We start from the raw sequence: 16232 nt of genomic DNA on the forward strand, positions 1-16232 counted from the left end.
CCACCCGACCGGGTCGGAGGTCAGGGGCCGACCCCGGATCAGCGGGTGAAGTGGAAGATGCCCCAGGTCACATGGCGGTTCCTGCCGCCCTCGACCCAGTTGCTCAGCCCCTTCTTCATATGGGTGAGGTAGTCGGCGCTGACCTGCTCCGTCAGGCCGTTCGCCTCCTGGTGCCGGGTTTCCTCCAGGACCCGGGCGTAGTGGGTGATCAGCTGCTCGCGGTGCTCCTGGAAGCCGCCGCCGACCTCGATGAAGCCGAGCCGCGCCAGTTCATGGCGGTAGAACTCGGGCGACCCCATGGTCTCCAGATGGATGCGGTCCAGGATGGGGCGGAGGGTTTCGGCGGGGCAGCCATCGGCCGCCATGGGGTCGGTGAAGATGAGATGACCGCCGGGGCGCAGCACGCGGGCGGCCTCCTCCAGGGGGCGGGCGCGGTTGCCGCTGTGCAGGAACGCGTCCTGGGACCAGACGACGTCGACGCTGTCGTCCGGCAGCGGGATGGACTCGAAGGAGCCGTCCATCACCTCGATGGCCTCGGTCAGCCCGCGCTCGGCGTTCAGCGCGCGATGCCGCTCGTTCTCCACCTCGCTGAGGTTGAGCGCCATGACGCGGCAGCCGTACGTCTCGGCCAGATAGCGGGCCGAGCCGCCGAAGCCCGCTCCGAGGTCGAGGACGACGGAGGACTCGGTGAGGTCCAGCTGCCCGGCCATACGGGCCACGGTGCGCCTGCTGGCCTCGGCGATCGGCTCGTCGGGCCGGTCGTAGATGCCGATGTGGATGTCCTCGCCGCCCCAGACGCTCCAGTAGAAGGCGTCGGCGTCCGCGGAGTTGTAGTAGTCGCGGGCGGTGCCCACGGCTCCCGAATACTCCCCGTCGGCCGGGACCGAACCGTTCGGCCCGACCGGCTCCTCCGTCGTGCGGTATTCCTTCTCCGCGACGTGGATGAAGAAGTCGGGCCGCTCCTCGCGGTAGGTGTGCTGGAAGTCGCCGTAGGTCTCGATCCGCTGGAAGCCGACCTCCTCCATCAGCCGGCGCGTGTAGTCCTTGCGCAGCGGAAACATGTTGAGGTGGTAGACGGATTCGTCGGGGAAGCTGTAGCGCATGCGCACCAGCCCCTCGTCCACGTACTCCGGTTCGACGGCGACGTCTTCTCCGCAGTAGTAGTACACATGCTTGCTGCTGTAGCCGCGATCGAGGATCGCGTCGTAGTTGCGGTGATCCAGGATCAGGATTCCGTCGTGCTTGAGCATGGCGTAGAACTCCGCCAGCGCCTTGCGCCGGTCACGCTCGGAGAACAGATGCGTGAAGGAGTTCCCGAGACAGACGATGGCGTCGTACTCGCCGTGGGCGTCGCGGTTGAGCCAGCGCCAGTCGGCCTGGACGACGCGGAGGATGTGGTCACCGTGCTTGAGCCCGTTGGAGAATGCCTGGGCGAGCATCTCGGCGCTGCCGTCGGCGCTCACGGCCTCGAATCCGGCCTCGAGCAGCCGGACCGAATGGAAGCCGGTCCCGGTGGCCACGTCCAGGACCTTCTTGACGCCGCGCTCGCGCAGCAGGTCGATGAAGAACGTGCCCTCGCTCTCCGCCCTCCGATCCCAGTCGATCAGCGAGTCCCACTTTTCGACGAAGCTGGGTACGTACTCCTCTGTGTAGTGATCAGTGTCCCTGACATCAACTGGATTGTCGCCAAATTTCTGTACAGGTTGCGCAGAAATAACGGAACCTCCGGTGCTGAGACAGCGGACCACGGCACCCGTGTCCGCGGGGCGCATTCCCAGATTCACGTGACGCATGCCACCGGAATGGCCGGACGCACGTTAATTTCAGAGAAACTGATCGCGCCAAACGGAGATCAACCACCCAATCCTGACTTTCGGCTTCTTTCTCACCAAAAGCGGATATCCGCCAGGGAACCCGGGGTCTACGAGGCGACCGCCCGGGCCCGCTCGGTCGCGGCGATGGTCGCGGAGCCGACCACCCGGGTGTCGTCGTAGAGCACGATCGCCTGCCCGGGTGCCACACCCCGCACCGGCTCGGCGAAGGTCACCCGAAGCTCGGTTTCCCCGATCCGCTCGGCCATCACCTCGGTTTCGCCACCATGTGCGCGCAACTGGGCGGTGTACGTGCCCGGGCCCACCGGAGGGGCCCCGCACCAGCGCGGCTTGATGGCGGTGAGGGCGGCCACGTCCAGGGCCTCGGCGGGGCCGACCGTGACCGTGTTGTTCACCGGGGAGATGTCCAGGACGTAGCGCGGCTTGCCGTCGGGCGCCGGATGGCCGATGCGCAGCCCCTTGCGCTGGCCGATGGTGAAGCCGTACGCGCCCTCGTGGGTGCCCAGCCTGCGCCCGTCCTCGTCGACGATGTCGCCCTCGGCCGTGCCGAGGTGCCGGGCCAGGAAGCCCTGGGTGTCGCCGTCGGCGATGAAGCAGATGTCATGGCTGTCGGGCTTCTTCGCCACGGCCAGGCCCCGCCGCTCCGCCTCCGCGCGGATCTCGTCCTTGGTGGTCAGGGTGTCGCCGAGGGGGAACATCGCGTGGGCGAGCTGGCGCTCGTCGAGCACGCCGAGGACATAGGACTGGTCCTTGGCCATGTCGCTGGCGCGGTGCAGCTCGCGCGAGCCGTCCGCGCGCTCCACGATCGTGGCGTAGTGCCCGGTGCAGACGGCGTCGAAGCCGAGGGCGATGGCCTTGTCCAGCAGCGCGGCGAACTTGATCTTCTCGTTGCAGCGCAGACACGGATTGGGGGTGCGGCCCGCCTCGTACTCGGCGATGAAGTCCTCGACCACGTCCTCGCGGAAGCGCTCGGCGAGGTCCCACACGTAGAAGGGGATCCCGATCACATCGGCGGCCCGCCGGGCGTCCCGCGAGTCCTCGATGGTGCAACAGCCACGGGCGCCGGTGCGGAACGACTGCGGGTTGGCGGAGAGCGCGAGATGGACGCCGGTCACGTCGTGGCCCGCCTCGGCCGCCCGCGCGGCGGCGACCGCGGAGTCCACACCGCCGGACATGGCGGCGAGGACGCGCAGTCGACGGCCGTCGCGGGGACCTGTGGGCGCACCGGGGAAGTCAGTCATAACCCGGCCAGCATAAGTCGGTACGTACGCAACGACTAAATGGGTATGGAGCGGCCGGCCACCGCCCGGCTCAGCTCGCCCGCGCCCGCTCCAGCACCCGCTGGACGAGGTCCAGGGCCTGGTCGGCGTCCTTGCCGAGGTAGATCAGGTCGACGAAGGCGTGCTGGATGCCCGCCTCCCGCTCGGCCCGGACCAGGGTCGTCGCGATGTCGTCCACGGAGGCGTCGGCGCTCGGGTTGACCCGCAGGATCGCGTCGAACGCCGCCGGGTCCCGGCCCTCCCGCTCGACCGCTTCCCGCACCCCGGGCAGCCGCTCGGCGAGGGCGGCGACGGGGTCGGGCGCTCCGGACGCGGCGGGGACGACCGCGATGGGCAGCCAGCCGTCGGCGCGCCGGGCCACCCGGCGCATGGCCGCGGGCGCGAAGGCGGCGAGGTAGACGGGCGGGCGGGGGCGCGAGGCCGGTTTGAGGTCCACGTGGGAGGCGGGCACGGTCCAGTGGTCCCCGCGGTACTCCACCGGGTTCCGGGTCCACCAGGCGTCCAGGGCGTCGAGGCATTCGTCCAGGCGCCGGCCGCGCTCGGCCATGGGGACGTCCACCGCCTCGTACTCCTCGGGCGACCAGCCGGTGCCGAGCCCGACCAGGAGTCGGCCCGCGCTCAGCAGATCGATGGTGGTGAGGGTGCGGGCGAGCAGCGCGGGCGGGTACCAGGGGGCGTTGATGACATCGGTGCCGAGCTCGGCCCGCTCGGTGGCCGCGGCGGCGGTGGCCAGCACGGCGAAGGGGTCGAGCGCGGCACGGAATTCGGACGGGATCACATCGGTGCCCGCGTAGCCGACGATCGGGTCGACCGGGGCCAGCAGGCGGTCCCCGACCCACAGGCTGTCCGCGCCGAGCTCCTCGGCCTGGCGCGCGAACCGCGCGATGTCCTCGGGGTGGTGGGCGAGCGGGCCGAACTGGGGAAGGGCGAATCCGATGCGCATACCGTCAGCTCCTCGTCGAGCGGATGGACACATTCCAAGGTACGGAAGCCTGGAATCGACTCAGAGCAGTTCAACGTTCATCTACCCGGGACGGCCAGAGGGCCATCGCCCGGAACGAAGGGTTCCCGCCATGATCCCGGCGGCCGGAACCCGACGCCCTCCCCCGCGCGTTGAGCGTTCCGTGAGCGAGACCACGACCGGCGGTGGACGCCGCGTCAGCAGGCGCACCCTCCTGATCGGCGGCTCGGCGGCCGGTCTCGGCGCGGGTGTCGCGGCCTATGCCGCGCGGGACGAGCTGGCCCGGATGTGGTGGCGGCTGCCCGGCATCGACAAGCCCCGCAAGGCGGGGGCGGTCGATCAGCCGGGCGTGGAGTGGATCGCCGCCTCGGGCGCGAACTGGCGGTGGGCGGACCGCCCGGACGACTACGCCATCGACCGGGTGGTGATCCATGTGGTCCAGGGCAGCTTCGACGACGCGGTGCGGGTCTTCAAGGACCCCGGGCACCGCGCCGCGGCGCACTATGTGGTGCGCCGCGACGGGCATATCGCACAGATGGTCCGGGAGCTGGACGTGGCGTTCCACGCGGGCAACCGCTCGTACAACGAGCGCAGCATCGGCATCGAGCACGAGGGGTTCGTGAGCGAGCCGAGCTCCTTCACGGACGCGATGTACCGCGCCTCGGCGCGGCTCACCGCCTCGATCTGCGAGCGGTACGACATCCCCCGGGACCGTGAGCACATCGTCGGCCACGTGGAGGTGCCGGGCACCGATCACACCGACCCCGGCCGCCACTGGGACTGGGACCGCTATATACCGCTGGTGCGAGCGGTGCGCGTGGCACGGACGGCGAAGTGACCGACCTGGCTCAGGCGGACCCGGCTCAGGCGGACCTGGCTCAGGCCCCGAAGACGACGGCGAGCGGACGGGCCTTGCTGTCGGCGGTGGGCCTCTCGGCCTTGCTGTCGCCGATGTAGAGCTTCTTGCCGGTGTAGATCATGACGCAGTCCCCGTAGGTGTCCATGTCGGACTCCACGTCCTTCATGTCGTCCGGGTGGGTCTGGAGCGTGTCCATCGCGAAGGACTTGGGATCGACGCGCACGACCCCGCCGGCCTCGCTGTACATGGAGCCCAGATAGGCGATCAGCGAGCCGTCGTCATCGGTCTGGATGGGGATCAGCGACCGACTCTCGGCCATCTTCGTCTTCCCGGTCTCCTTGCCGGTCTTCAGATCCAGGCCGCTGATCCGCTCCCCCGGGCCGCCGTGGTCCACGTCCACCTCGGAGGAGAGGTAGAGGGTGCTGCTCGCCTTGTCGAGAGCGAGTTGGGTGCAGCCCTCCACGTTCGTGGCCCGGCAGTCGGGCTGGTACCCCTTGGCCAGGACGTCGATCGTGCTGAGCAGCTTGCCCTGCTTGCCGCTGTCGTCGATGGTCAGGATGTCCGTGACGCCCGACCCGCCGTCCGAGTCGCCGGTGTCGACGGCCACGACGAGCGGCGCGGTGGAGATCACATGCGCGTACTCCACCTTCTCGTCCAGCTTGTAGGACGACTTCACATCGCGGGTCCTGGGGTCGACCGTCTGGACCTCCAGCCGCTCGGTGCTGGAGTCCTCGCTGTCACAGCCCCGGATCGCGACGAGCTTGTCATCGCCGCCCGCGTAGCCGTTGTCGTCGCAGTCCGCGAGGTACGCGGGCTTCCACAGCGGCTTGCCGTCGAGCGACCAGGCTCCCCCGCCGTCGGTGCCGCCCGCGGCCACGGTGCCACCGCCGATGGTGACCTCGTCGAACTCCACCCCGGCGTTGCCCTCGCTGTCCGACCCCTCCTTCTGCCAGACCAGCTTGCCCTTCTTCAGGTCGACAAGTCCGACCTTGGTGCAGGACGCGTCCTCGCCGGCGCCGTCCCGGAACACGATCGCGGTCAGCCCGTCCTTGGTCATATGCGGCGAGGCCCAGCAGAGCTGTCCGCCGAGCGGAATCCGCCACTTGGACTTGGCGCCGTCGAGCGAGTAGCCGACGAGCTTGTTGACGTCGCCCTTCACAAAGGTCGAGTCCGTCACCCAGGTGCCCATGGTGTTGGCCTCCTTGCCGACCTTCGGCATGGCGACCTTGCCCAGCGTCTTCGCCTGGGCGCCCTTGGACGAGCCCCCGTTCTCGCCGCCGTCGTCATCCCCGGACCCGCAGCCGCTCACCAGGGCGGCCGCGAGGACCCCGCCCGCGATCAGCTTCAGGGCGGGCTTGGAGCGCCGCCCCCGCGACGGCGGCCGCCGCACCCCCTGCGGCTGCGGGGGCTGGTGCGACGGCTGGTGGTGCGGCGGCAGCGAAGGCTGCGACATCGATGAACTCCTGAATTTCCCCGTGAAGAAAACCTGTGCGCTTATCCCGCATGACAGGTCTCGTTGACGGGTAAATCCTTTCCCACGGCTCTCCGCCATTTCAAGCGGAGAGTAATGTTCCGTAGGTTATGTGAAATGACCGCCGGAACAATTCGAATTCCGTGGTTATAATGTGGCGGTCCGGACGGGGGCCACCGGCGGGGCCGTCAGCTGAGCCCCGCCCCGCGCGCGCGTTCCACCGCCGGGCCGATCGCCTCCGCGACGGCCTCCACATCGGCCTTGGTCGAGGTGTGGCCGAACGAGAAGCGCAGGGTCCCCCGGGCCAGCTCGGGGTCGCTGCCGGTGGCCAGGACCACATGGCTGGGCTGCGCGACACCGGCCGTGCAGGCCGAACCCGTCGAGCATTCGATGCCCTGCGCGTCCAGCAGCAGAAGCAGCGAATCGCCCTCGCAGCCGGGAAAGGAGAAGTGGACATTGGCCGGGAGCCGGCCCGCCGGGTCGGGGTCGCCGCCGAGGACCGCGTCGGGCACGGCCGTACGGACGGCGGTGATCAGCGCGTCGCGCAGGGCGCCGATCTCGCGGGCGAACTCCTCGCGGTGCCCGGCGGCGTGCGCACCGGCCACGGCGAAGGCGGCGATGGCCGGGGTGTCGAGCGTCCCGGAGCGCACCTGGCGCTCCTGGCCGCCGCCGTGCAGTACGGGCACGGGGGTGTGCTCACGGCCGAGCAGCAGCGCGCCGATGCCGTAGGGGCCGCCTATCTTGTGGCCGCTCACGGTCATCGCGGCCAGTCCCGAGGCGGCGAAGTCGACCTCGACCTGGCCGAACGCCTGTACCGCGTCGGCATGCAGCGGAACGCCGAATTCGGCGGCGGTGGCGGCGAGTTCACGGACCGGCTGGATGGTGCCGATCTCGTTGTTGGCCCACATGACGGTGGCGAGGGCGACGTCCGAGGGGTCGCGGGCGATCGCCTCGCGCAGCGCCTCGGGGTGGACCCGGCCGAGGGAGTCGACCGGCAGCCATTCGACCCGCGCGCCCTCGTGCTCGGCGAGCCAGTCGACCGCGTCGAGCACGGCGTGGTGCTCCACGGGGCTGGCGAGCAGCCGGACGCGGGCCGGGTCGGCGTCCCTGCGGGACCAGTAGAGCCCCTTGACCGCGAGATTGTCGGCCTCGGTCCCCCCGGCGGTGAAGACGACCTCGCTCGGGCGGGCGCCCAGCGAGGCGGCCAGGGATTCGCGCGACTCCTCGACGGTACGGCGGGCACGCCGGCCGGCGGCGTGCAGCGAGGAGGCGTTGCCCGTGACGGCGAGCTGGGCGGTCATCGCCTGCACCGCCTCCGGGAGCATCGGGGTGGTGGCGGCGTGGTCGAGGTAAACCATGGTGGCCTCGATTCTACGAGGCGTTGCGGGGGCGCGTACCGGGTGCGTACCGGGCACGCGGGGGCGCGGCCTTCTCATGGGTTCGCGAGGCCCCCTCGACAGGAGCGGTAAGGAGTGTCTACGGTTTTACTCATGACAGGCACTGAGTGGAAGACCGAGAAGACCGAATGGAACCTGGACCGCACCTACCCCAGCTCCTCCGGCGAGGTCCGCTGGGCCGAGTTCGGCGCGCCGGACGCGCCGCCGGTGGTGCTGCTGCACGGCACGCCGTTCTCGTCGTACGTGTGGCGGGGTGTCGCCCCTGCGCTGGCCGACCGGCACCGGGTGTTCGTTTGGGACATGCCGGGCTATGGAGCCTCCGAGAAGCGGGCCGACCAGGACGTCTCGCTGGCCGCCCAGGGCCAGGTCTTCGGTGAGCTGCTCGAGGAGTGGGGGCTGACCGGGGAGGGGACGGAACCGGCCGTCGTCGCGCATGACTTCGGCGGCTGCGTCGCCCTGCGCGCGCATCTGCTGCACGGTGCGAGGTATCGCCGGCTGGCCCTGGTCAACGCTCTCGCGATATCCCCGTGGGGCTCCCCCACGTACCGCCTGATCGGCGCCCATCACGACGTCTTCGGGCAGCTGTCGCCCGAGGTGCATCGGGGTCTGGTGCGCGAGTACGTCCGCTCGGGGAGTGCCTCAGGGCTGCATCCGCGGGTGCTGGAGCGGATCGTGGACGGGTGGTGCGGCGATGCCGAGGACCAGGCCGCGTTCTACCGGCAGATCGCGCAGAACGATCGGCGCTTCACGGATGAGATCGAGGGGCGGTACGGGGAGATCTCGCTGCCGGTGCTGGTCTGCTGGGGTGCGGACGATGCGTGGATTCCGGTGGAGCGGGGGCGGGAGCTTGCGTCTCGGATTCCGGGGGCGGGGTTTCGGTTGATCGAGGGGGCGGGGCATCTGGTGCAGGAGGATGCGCCTGCGGAGCTCACGGCTGTGCTCGGTGGGTTCCTTGGGTGAGGTTTCGTCGGCGGGGTGCGGGCCGGTGGCCGGTTGTTCCCCACCCCGCCCCTTCCCGTAACTGGGGCTCCGCCCCAGACCCCGCCGGGGCTCCGCCCCGGACCCCGGTCCTCAAACGCCGGACGGGCTGGAAGTCAGCCCTGGACAGGTTGGAAGTTCGCGCCCTGGACGGGCTGGAAGTCAGCCCCGGACGGGCTTGAGGGTCAGGCGGTCATCCGGAGGAGTTCTGCGGCCAGTAGGCCGATGTGGTGGCGCCAGGATTTTTGGGCCTCGGCGCGTTCCGCGTCGGTGTCCGACGGGCCCGTTTGGGTGAGGAGGAGGCGGGCGCCGTGGCCGGTGCCCCGGGTCAGCTCCCAGCGGACCGTACCCGCCGGGCGGCCGTCGCGCTCCCATTCGTACGCCAGCACCCGGGGCGGGCGCGCCTCGGTGATCGGGCCCGCCGGGACCGCGTCCGTGCGGAAGCCCGGGGGGACCGGCGCCCCGGCCGCCGGTTCGGCGGCGGTCTCGGCGGCCGGGCCGGCCAGCGCCCGCCAGGCCGTCTCGGCGGGGCGGACCAGCTGGCGCTCGAAGCGCAGCCGCCAGCCGCCGTCCTCGGTGGTCTCCACCGTGCCCTCGGCGAGCCCGAACGCCTCGACGTACTGTTCGTGCAGCTCGGCCATATCGCCGTGGGCCGCCTCCTCGCCGCCGAGCAGGGCCGCGAGACCCGTGATGCAGGCGTGCCAGCCGGAGGCGAAGCTGGCCGCGCCGAAGCGGTCGCCGAAGGTGTGGGTGAGGATCAGCACGGAGCCGTCGCCCTCGGGGCGCAGCTCCCAGCGGAGCTCGTCCTCGCCCCAGGTGAAGGCGAAGACATGGGGCGGGTCGAGCTCGGTGACGACGCCGTCCATGTCCGGGCCCTCGCGCCCGGGGAAGACGAAGCCCATCCGGCCCCCGACCTCGAGCTCGACCTGGACCTCGGAGGGGAACCAGTGGGCGAGCTGGCCGGGCTCGGTGAGCGCCCGCCAGACCTTCTCCGGGGGGTGGGCGAGCCGGCGCTCGAGGCGCAGGGCCGAGCGGCCGCCGTCGGACTGGGCGAGGGTGTCTTTCATGGCGCTTCTCCGTCGGATGCGTCGGGTGGCTCGGGTTCGCCGGGCGTCTCGGGGAGCTCCGGCATCGTGTCCAGGTGTCGTTCGAGCGCGTCGAGACGGTCGGTCCACAGCCGACGGTACGGCGCCAGCCAGGCGTCCACCTCGGCGAGCGGCTCCGGGCAGAGCTCGTACCAGCGGCGCTGGGCGTCCCGGCGGACCCGCACCAGACCGGCCTCGCGCAGCACCCGCAGATGCTTGGAGGTGCCCGGCTGGGTGAGCCCCAGGTGCTCGGTCAGCTCGCCGACCAGGCGGGGCCGCTCCAGCAGGAGGTCCAGGATCTGCCGTCGGCTCGGCTCCGCGAGCACATCGAACGGTATGGCCATGGCCTCAACATAACCCATCGGCTATATAGCCGCAAGGGAATGAACTGCGGCAAGAGCCCGCTCAGGGCTCCTCCGTCGCCGTACTGCGCCGGTTCCACGCCCTCGGCGCCCGCCAGCCGAACCGCATCGCCGCCAGCCGCACCGCGAACGCGACGGCGGCCGCGAGCGCACTCGTGGCCGCCGTAAGGGCGTCGAAATGGAGCAGCAGGGCCGCTGTCGAGGAGCCGACGATGGCCGGGACGGCGTACAGGTCCCGGTCCCAGCGCAGCAGTGAGGGCACCTCATGGGCGAGCAGGTCGCGCAGCACACCGCCGCCGACCGCCGTGGCCATGCCGAGGGTGACGGACGAGGTGAGGCCCAGCCCGAAGTCATGCGCCTTCATCGTGCCCTCGACGCAGAACAGCCCCAGCCCGGCCGCGTCGAAGACCCCCACCGCCGCCGTGATCCGCTCGACCTCGGGGTGGAGGAAGAAGACGAGGGCGGTGGCGACGAGCGGGGTGAGGAAGTAGCCGAGGTCGGTGAAGGCGATGGGCGGCACCGCGCCGATCACCAGGTCACGGAAGACACCGCCGCCCAGCGCGGTGACCTCGGCGAGCACCGCCATGCCGAAGACATCGAAGTTCTTCCGCACGGCGAGCAGCGCGCCGGATATCGCGAAGACGAAGATCCCGGCGACTTCCAGGGCGTGCTGGACGGACGGGGTGAACAGTTCGATGGGCACGCGACATTGTTATCCGCGAAGGCCCACGGTCCCGCCCGGACCCCGTCCCGTCTCAGCTGTCGGTCTTCTTCGTCACCTTCTGTGCCGACGCAGGCCCGGGCTTCTCCTCCGGTGCCTGGTCAGCCGCGTTCTCGGGGTGGTGGCAGGCCACCTGGTGGCCGGTGGCCAGCGACACCAGCGGCGGCTCCTGCCGCTTGCACACCTCGGTCGCCTTCCAGCACCGGGTGTGGAAGCGGCAGCCGGACGGCGGGGCGATCGGCGAGGGCACATCGCCCTTGAGCAGGATCCGCTCCCGCTTGGCGCGCCGCCTGGGGTCCGGCACCGGCACCGCGGACAGCAGCGCCTTGGTGTACGGGTGCATGGGGCGCTCGTAGAGGTCCTTGCGGTCCGCCAGCTCGACGATCTTCCCCAGGTACATCACCGCGATCCGGTCCGAGACATGGCGGATGACCGACAGGTCGTGCGCGATGATCACGTACGTCAGGCCCAGCTCGTCCTGGAGGTCGTCCAGCAGGTTGACCACCTGCGCCTGGATCGACACATCCAGCGCCGAGACCGGTTCGTCGGCCACGACCAGCTTGGGCTTGAGCGCCAGCGCCCGGGCGATGCCGATGCGCTGCCGCTGACCGCCGGAGAACTCGTGCGGATAGCGGTTGTAGTGCTCGGGGTTGAGCCCGACCAGCGCCAGCAGCCGCTGGACCTCCGCCTTGACGCCACCCTCGGGGGTGACGCCCTGGAGCCGGAAGGGCGCGCTGACGATCGCGCCGACGGTGTGCCGGGGGTTCAGCGAGGAGTACGGGTCCTGGAAGATCATCTGGACGTCGCGCCGCATCGGCCGCATCTGAGCGGTGTTCAGATGCGTGATGTCCTTGCCCTCGAACTCGATCTTGCCCGAGGTGGGTTCGAGCAGCCGGGTGACCAGCCGCCCCATGGTGGACTTGCCGCAGCCCGACTCGCCCACCACGCCCAGGGTCTCCCCCGGCCGGACGTCGAAGTCGAGCCCGTCGACCGCCTGGACCGCACCGGACTGCCGCTGGAGCAGCCCCTTCTTGATGGGGAAGTGCTTGACCAGACCCGACACCTTGAGCAGGGGCTCGGGCGACGTCGTCGCCTTCTCCGGGACCGTCATCTTCGGATCCTTCGTGTCGGTCACAGCTTCGGCGCAATCTCTTCGGTCCAGATGCGGGTGCGCTCCTCCTGCGTCATATGGCACGCGGAGAAGTGCCCGCCGCCCCCGGCCTCACTGAGCTCCGGCCGCTCGGTGCGGGTGATGTTGTCCTTCGGCACATCGGCGTACGGGCAGCGCGGGTGGAAGGCGCAGCCGGACGGCACGTTGATGAGGCTGGGCGGGGAGCCCTTGACCGGGATGAGCCGCTCGGTCTGGTCGCGGTCGATACGGGGCATCGAGCCCAGCAGCCCCCAGGTGTACGGATGCTGGGGCTCGTAGAAGACCTTCTCGGCCGGGCCGCGCTCGACACAGCGGCCGCCGTACATCACCAGCAGATCGTCGGCGAGCTCGGCGACCACGCCCAGGTCATGGGTGATGATGATGACCGCGGAGCCGAACTCCTTCTGGAGGTCCCGGATGAGGTCGAGGATCTGCGCCTGGACGGTGACGTCCAGGGCGGTGGTCGGCTCGTCGGCGATCAGCAGCTCGGGGTTGTTGACCAGCGCCATCGCGATCATGGCGCGCTGGCGCATCCCGCCGGAGAACTCGTGCGGATAGCTGTCCACCCGCTTGTCGGGCTGCGGGATGCCGACGCGGTCCAGCAGCTCGATCGCGCGCTTGCGGGCCACCTCCTTGGTGACCTCGTGGTGCACCCGGTACGCCTCGATGATCTGGCGGCCGATGGTGTAGTACGGGTGCAGCGCGGACAGCGGATCCTGGAAGATCATCGACATCTCGCGGCCGCGCAGCTTGCGCACCTCGTCGGGGTCGGCGCCCAGCAGCTCCTGGCCGTTGAGCCAGATCTCACCGGAGATCCGCGCCTTGCGGCGGCCGTACTGGCCCGCGGTGTGCAGCCCCATGATGCCGAGCGAGGTGACGGACTTGCCGGAGCCGGACTCGCCGACGATGCCGAGCGTCTTGCCCTTCTCCAGCCGGAAGCTGAGCCCGTCCACGGACTTCACCAGACCGTCGTCGGTCGGGAAGTGGACGTGCAGATCGCGCACCTCGAGGAAGGCGGTGGGGGCGGGCGAGCCCGCCGCCGCCACCTCGCCCACGGCGGCGGTGCCGGTGGCCGGCAGATCGCCGTTCCCGGGCTGTCCGGAGGACTTGGTCAGGTCGGTCATCCGAGCCTCACTCGCGGGTCGATGACGGCGTACAGGAGGTCCACGACGAGGTTGGCGAGCACGATGAAGACGGCCGCGATCAGGGTGACGCCGAGGATGACCGGCAGGTCCTTCTCGGTGATCGCGTTCACCGCGAGCCGTCCGAGGCCGGGCAGGTTGTAGGTGGTCTCGGTGAGGACCGCGCCGCCCAGCAGCGCGCCCAGGTCGAGGCCGAGCAGGGTGAGGACCGGGGTCCAGGTCGAGCGCATCGCGTGCCGGCCGATGACCACCCGCTCCCGCAGACCCTTGGCGCGGGCGGTGCGGATGTAGTCCTCGCCCATGATCTCCAGCATGGTGGCCCGGGTGAGCCGGGCGTACATCGCCGCGTAGAGGAAGGCGAGCGTGATCCACGGGAGGATCAGGCTCTCGAACCACATCGCCGGATCGTCACCGAGTCCCTTGTAGTCCACGTTGACCCACTTCAGCGAGTAGCTGAAGATCGCCAGCGAGAGCAGACCGGTGAAGTAGATCGGCAGCGAGACACCGGCCAGCGCGACCGTCATCGCCGAGCGGTCCCACAGGGTGCCCCGGCGCAGCGCGGAGACGACACCGGTGGTGATGCCGCCGACCAGCCACAGCAGACAGGCGCCCGCGGCGAGCGAGAGGGTCACCGGCATGGCGTCGGTGAGCTGCGGCCACACCGCCTGCTCGGTGCGGAAGGAGTAGCCGAAGCAGGGCGCCGGGCAGTGGGTGACGTCCGTGCCGCTGGCGTAGTCCCGGCCGACGAAGAGGCCCTGGACGAAGTGCCAGAACTGCACCAGGACCGGATCACCGAGGCTGAGCTTCTGCCGGATGCCCTCGATGGCCGCGGGGTCGGCCTGCTTGCCGACGAACAGCAGCGCGGGATCGGCACCGGCCCACTTCGGGATCACGAAGAAGATGGCGAAGGTCGTGAGGGTGACGACCAACAGCATCACGACGACGGCGAACAAGCGCCGGATGAGATAAGCAAGCACTGTGCGCGGCCCGGGGGTGGCCCGCGATACCCCGGTCGAGGGGTATCACGGGCCACCGCCCGCGGCCATCACCTGCCCTTCGGGCCTATCGGGTGCGGCGATGGTTAACGTGTGCGGCGGATCGGGTGACCGGCCGTCACTTGACGACGCCCAGCTGGGAGTAGTCGTAGCGGCCGTTGTAGGCCGCCGACGAGAAGGCGTTCGTCAGCCGCGAGCTGCGCCAGGTGATGTTCTTCTCGTAGATGAACGGCATCTGCACGGCCAGGTCGCTGACCTTGTGGTTCATCTTCTGGTAGATCGCCCCGGCCTTGTTGGGGTCGGTCTCCTTGAGCGCGTCGTCGAAGTACTTGTTGATCTCCGCGTCGTTGGTCTCGGAGACGTTGTAGTTACCGGTCTGCTCGATGAAGCGGCCGTCGATCAGCGGCTGGGAGAAGCCCTGGCCGGTGGGGAAGTCCGGGCCCCAGCCGGTCATGGACAGGCCGTAGCCGCGCTTCTTCATCACCGACGGCGAGCCGGTGATGCTGGCCGAGGTGGAGCCCTGGATCGGCTCCACGTTGAGGCTGATGCCGACCTTCTTCAGCGACGCCTGGAGCGCCTCGGCGGCGTCGACCTCGGCGGGCTGGTCGTTGCGGGCCACGATGCTGGTGGAGAAGCCACCCGGCTTGCCGCACTGCTTGAGCTCGTCCTTGGCCTTGGCCACGTCGGCCTTGCCACCGCGCTTCAGGACACCGTACGGGTCGTAGTCGTCCGAGCCCTTGACGCTCTTGGGGAGCATGTTGGTGGCGATGTCACCACCGGCCTGCGGGCCACCGCGGGTGGTCTGGAGCGACTTGTAGTCGGTGCCGTAGATGACCGCCTTGCGGCAGTGGATGTTGTCGAGCGGCTTGACCTTGGTGGTGAAGTCGACGTATCGGACGAAGCTGGTGGTGATGTTGTCGACGTTGCCCTTGTGCTGCTTGAGGGCGTCGTTGCGGCCCGAGGGGGTCATACCCGTGGCGCTGAGGAAGACGTCGTAGTCGCCCTTGATCAGCAGCCGGTCGATCGCCTCGAGGTTGGAGTTGAAGGTGACCGTGACCTTGTCCGGCAGCGCCGGGCGGATCGGGTCGGACGCCTTCTTCCAGTTGGTGTTGCGGACCAGCGACAGGCTCTTGCCCGGGGTGTACGACTGGACCTTGTACGGACCCGAGGAGAACGGCCGGTTGGTGTACTTGGCGCCGGTGTCCTTGTCCGCCTTCACCGGGGAGCCGGTCGGCATCGCGAGCATCTGCTCGAAGTCACCGTTGGGCTTGGCGAGGTTGAAGACGATGGTCTTGTCGTTCGGCGTCTCGATCGCCTTCAGACCCAGCTTGTCCTTGGACTTGTCCTTGTACGGGCCCTTGTACTCGCTCTTGGGGTCCAGGACCTGGCGCAGGTAGCCGGGGCCGCCGGAGACGACGTCCTTGGCCCAGATGCGCTCGATGCCGTACTTGACGTCCTTGGACGTGATCGGGGAGCCGTCCTCCCAGGTGATCCCGTCGCGCAGGGTGTAGGTGTAGGTCTTGCCGCCGTTGGTGATCTTGCCAGTGGAGGTGGCGAGGTCCGGGGTCAGCTCGTTCGCGGCGTTGCCCGGCTTCGGCGTGTAGGAGATCAGTTGGCGCGCGTAGAAGCGGGAGAAGTCCCAGGCGAACCCGTAGTACTGGCGCTGCGGGTCGAGGGAGTCGAACTCCTGCTTGTTGATGAACTTGAGGGTGCCGCCCTTCTTGGCCGACTTGGCCGCGACACCCTTCACCGCGGCGTTGAACCCGGCACCCGAGCCCTCGTCGTCGGAATCGCCACCACCGCAGGCGGCGGTGGCCAGCAGAGCGCCGACGACAGCCGCCGCTCCGGCGATCCGCCTGCTTCTCGAGAGCCGTTTCATAGTTGCTGCAACCTCCGGGTTAGAGCGGTCCTGAGCATGGCGCCGCGGAATACCTTGGGGAGCCGTCTGCCGGATGTGGCAGGGGCCGCTGATTGCGTTCGAGTACGACCGGGCGGCCGT

The 16232-nt window shown here is 69.7% G+C and carries 14 protein-coding genes; 2 read left to right on the forward strand and 12 right to left on the reverse strand.

Annotated elements, in window-relative coordinates; genetic code table 11:
- Positions 1 to 38: 38 nt before the first annotated feature.
- From ABD329_RS05715 to ABD329_RS05725, 3 genes are all read right to left on the reverse strand, one after another.
- Positions 39 to 1793 carry a glycine/sarcosine N-methyltransferase gene (locus tag ABD329_RS05715; RefSeq protein ID WP_246619006.1) on the reverse strand — a complete coding sequence of 585 codons (1755 nt, stop codon included), beginning with the start codon at positions 1791 to 1793 and terminating at the stop codon, positions 39 to 41.
- 128 nt (positions 1794 to 1921) lie between these two features.
- Positions 1922 to 3073: a tRNA 2-thiouridine(34) synthase MnmA gene (gene mnmA, locus ABD329_RS05720; RefSeq protein WP_198280857.1), complete on the reverse strand. Its 1152-nt coding sequence runs from the start codon at positions 3071 to 3073 to the stop codon at positions 1922 to 1924.
- A 70-nt stretch (positions 3074 to 3143) separates the two neighbouring features.
- On the reverse strand, positions 3144 to 4055 hold the full coding sequence (locus tag ABD329_RS05725; protein WP_344316039.1) for a TIGR03619 family F420-dependent LLM class oxidoreductase: 912 nt from the start codon (positions 4053 to 4055) through the stop codon (positions 3144 to 3146).
- Between the two features lie 181 nt (positions 4056 to 4236).
- On the opposite strand from ABD329_RS05725, the gene ABD329_RS05730 reads away from it, so the two are divergent.
- On the forward strand, positions 4237 to 4911 hold the full coding sequence (locus tag ABD329_RS05730; protein WP_198281313.1) for an N-acetylmuramoyl-L-alanine amidase: 675 nt from the start codon (positions 4237 to 4239) through the stop codon (positions 4909 to 4911).
- Positions 4912 to 4951: 40 nt separating this feature from the next.
- On the opposite strand, the gene ABD329_RS05735 is transcribed toward ABD329_RS05730, so the two are convergent.
- Both ABD329_RS05735 and ABD329_RS05740 read right to left on the reverse strand, forming a co-directional pair.
- Positions 4952 to 6385 (reverse strand): hypothetical protein, encoded by a 1434-nt coding sequence (locus ABD329_RS05735; RefSeq protein ID WP_246619065.1) that lies wholly within the window; start codon positions 6383 to 6385, stop codon positions 4952 to 4954.
- A 206-nt stretch (positions 6386 to 6591) separates the two neighbouring features.
- Positions 6592 to 7761: a cysteine desulfurase family protein gene (locus tag ABD329_RS05740; RefSeq protein WP_198281312.1), complete on the reverse strand. Its 1170-nt coding sequence runs from the start codon at positions 7759 to 7761 to the stop codon at positions 6592 to 6594.
- Between the two features lie 132 nt (positions 7762 to 7893).
- Here ABD329_RS05740 and ABD329_RS05745 point away from each other — a divergent pair, with 132 nt between their 5' ends.
- Positions 7894 to 8760, forward strand: a complete 867-nt coding sequence (locus ABD329_RS05745) for an alpha/beta fold hydrolase (RefSeq protein WP_344316040.1) — start codon at positions 7894 to 7896, stop codon at positions 8758 to 8760.
- 203 nt (positions 8761 to 8963) lie between these two features.
- Here the strand turns inward: ABD329_RS05745 and ABD329_RS05750 are convergent, their stop codons facing one another.
- The 7 genes from ABD329_RS05750 to ABD329_RS05780 form a co-directional block, all read right to left on the reverse strand.
- Positions 8964 to 9845 (reverse strand): SRPBCC family protein, encoded by an 882-nt coding sequence (locus tag ABD329_RS05750; RefSeq protein ID WP_198278387.1) that lies wholly within the window; start codon positions 9843 to 9845, stop codon positions 8964 to 8966.
- A complete protein-coding gene (locus ABD329_RS05755; RefSeq protein ID WP_198278388.1) occupies positions 9842 to 10207 on the reverse strand; it encodes an ArsR/SmtB family transcription factor in 366 nt (121 codons plus the stop codon). Before ABD329_RS05755 ends, ABD329_RS05750 begins: the two co-directional genes overlap by 4 nt.
- A 61-nt stretch (positions 10208 to 10268) precedes the next feature.
- A complete protein-coding gene (locus ABD329_RS05760; protein ID WP_198278389.1) occupies positions 10269 to 10928 on the reverse strand; it encodes a trimeric intracellular cation channel family protein in 660 nt (219 codons plus the stop codon).
- Positions 10929 to 10980: 52 nt separating this feature from the next.
- Positions 10981 to 12057 (reverse strand): ABC transporter ATP-binding protein, encoded by a 1077-nt coding sequence (locus ABD329_RS05765; RefSeq protein WP_198278397.1) that lies wholly within the window; start codon positions 12055 to 12057, stop codon positions 10981 to 10983.
- Between the two features lie 20 nt (positions 12058 to 12077).
- Positions 12078 to 13220: an ABC transporter ATP-binding protein gene (locus ABD329_RS05770; protein ID WP_246618623.1), complete on the reverse strand. Its 1143-nt coding sequence runs from the start codon at positions 13218 to 13220 to the stop codon at positions 12078 to 12080.
- A complete protein-coding gene (locus ABD329_RS05775; protein WP_198278390.1) occupies positions 13217 to 14215 on the reverse strand; it encodes an ABC transporter permease in 999 nt (332 codons plus the stop codon). The genes ABD329_RS05770 and ABD329_RS05775 overlap by 4 nt, the downstream gene beginning before the upstream one ends.
- Positions 14216 to 14351: 136 nt before the next feature.
- Positions 14352 to 16112 (reverse strand): ABC transporter substrate-binding protein, encoded by a 1761-nt coding sequence (locus ABD329_RS05780; RefSeq protein WP_198278391.1) that lies wholly within the window; start codon positions 16110 to 16112, stop codon positions 14352 to 14354.
- Positions 16113 to 16232 lie beyond the last annotated feature (120 nt).

The organism is Streptomyces javensis (assembly GCF_039525925.1).
GTDB lineage: Bacteria > Actinomycetota > Actinomycetes > Streptomycetales > Streptomycetaceae > Streptomyces > Streptomyces asiaticus.

Bases quoted from the DNA above. Each gene is read 5' to 3' on its own strand.
- ABD329_RS05745 (WP_344316040.1), top strand. From the start codon at position 7,894: ATGACAGGCACTGAGTGGAAGACCGAGAAGACCGAATGGAACCTGGAC.
- ABD329_RS05725 (WP_344316039.1), bottom strand. From the start codon at position 4,055: ATGCGCATCGGATTCGCCCTTCCCCAGTTCGGCCCGCTCGCCCACCAC.
- ABD329_RS05765 (WP_198278397.1), bottom strand. From the start codon at position 12,057: ATGACGGTCCCGGAGAAGGCGACGACGTCGCCCGAGCCCCTGCTCAAG.
- mnmA (WP_198280857.1), bottom strand. From the start codon at position 3,073: ATGACTGACTTCCCCGGTGCGCCCACAGGTCCCCGCGACGGCCGTCGA.
- ABD329_RS05715 (WP_246619006.1), bottom strand. From the start codon at position 1,793: ATGCGTCACGTGAATCTGGGAATGCGCCCCGCGGACACGGGTGCCGTG.
- ABD329_RS05735 (WP_246619065.1), bottom strand. From the start codon at position 6,385: ATGTCGCAGCCTTCGCTGCCGCCGCACCACCAGCCGTCGCACCAGCCC.
- ABD329_RS05755 (WP_198278388.1), bottom strand. From the start codon at position 10,207: ATGGCCATACCGTTCGATGTGCTCGCGGAGCCGAGCCGACGGCAGATC.
- ABD329_RS05750 (WP_198278387.1), bottom strand. From the start codon at position 9,845: ATGAAAGACACCCTCGCCCAGTCCGACGGCGGCCGCTCGGCCCTGCGC.
- ABD329_RS05740 (WP_198281312.1), bottom strand. From the start codon at position 7,761: ATGGTTTACCTCGACCACGCCGCCACCACCCCGATGCTCCCGGAGGCG.
- ABD329_RS05780 (WP_198278391.1), bottom strand. From the start codon at position 16,112: ATGAAACGGCTCTCGAGAAGCAGGCGGATCGCCGGAGCGGCGGCTGTC.
- ABD329_RS05770 (WP_246618623.1), bottom strand. From the start codon at position 13,220: ATGACCGACCTGACCAAGTCCTCCGGACAGCCCGGGAACGGCGATCTG.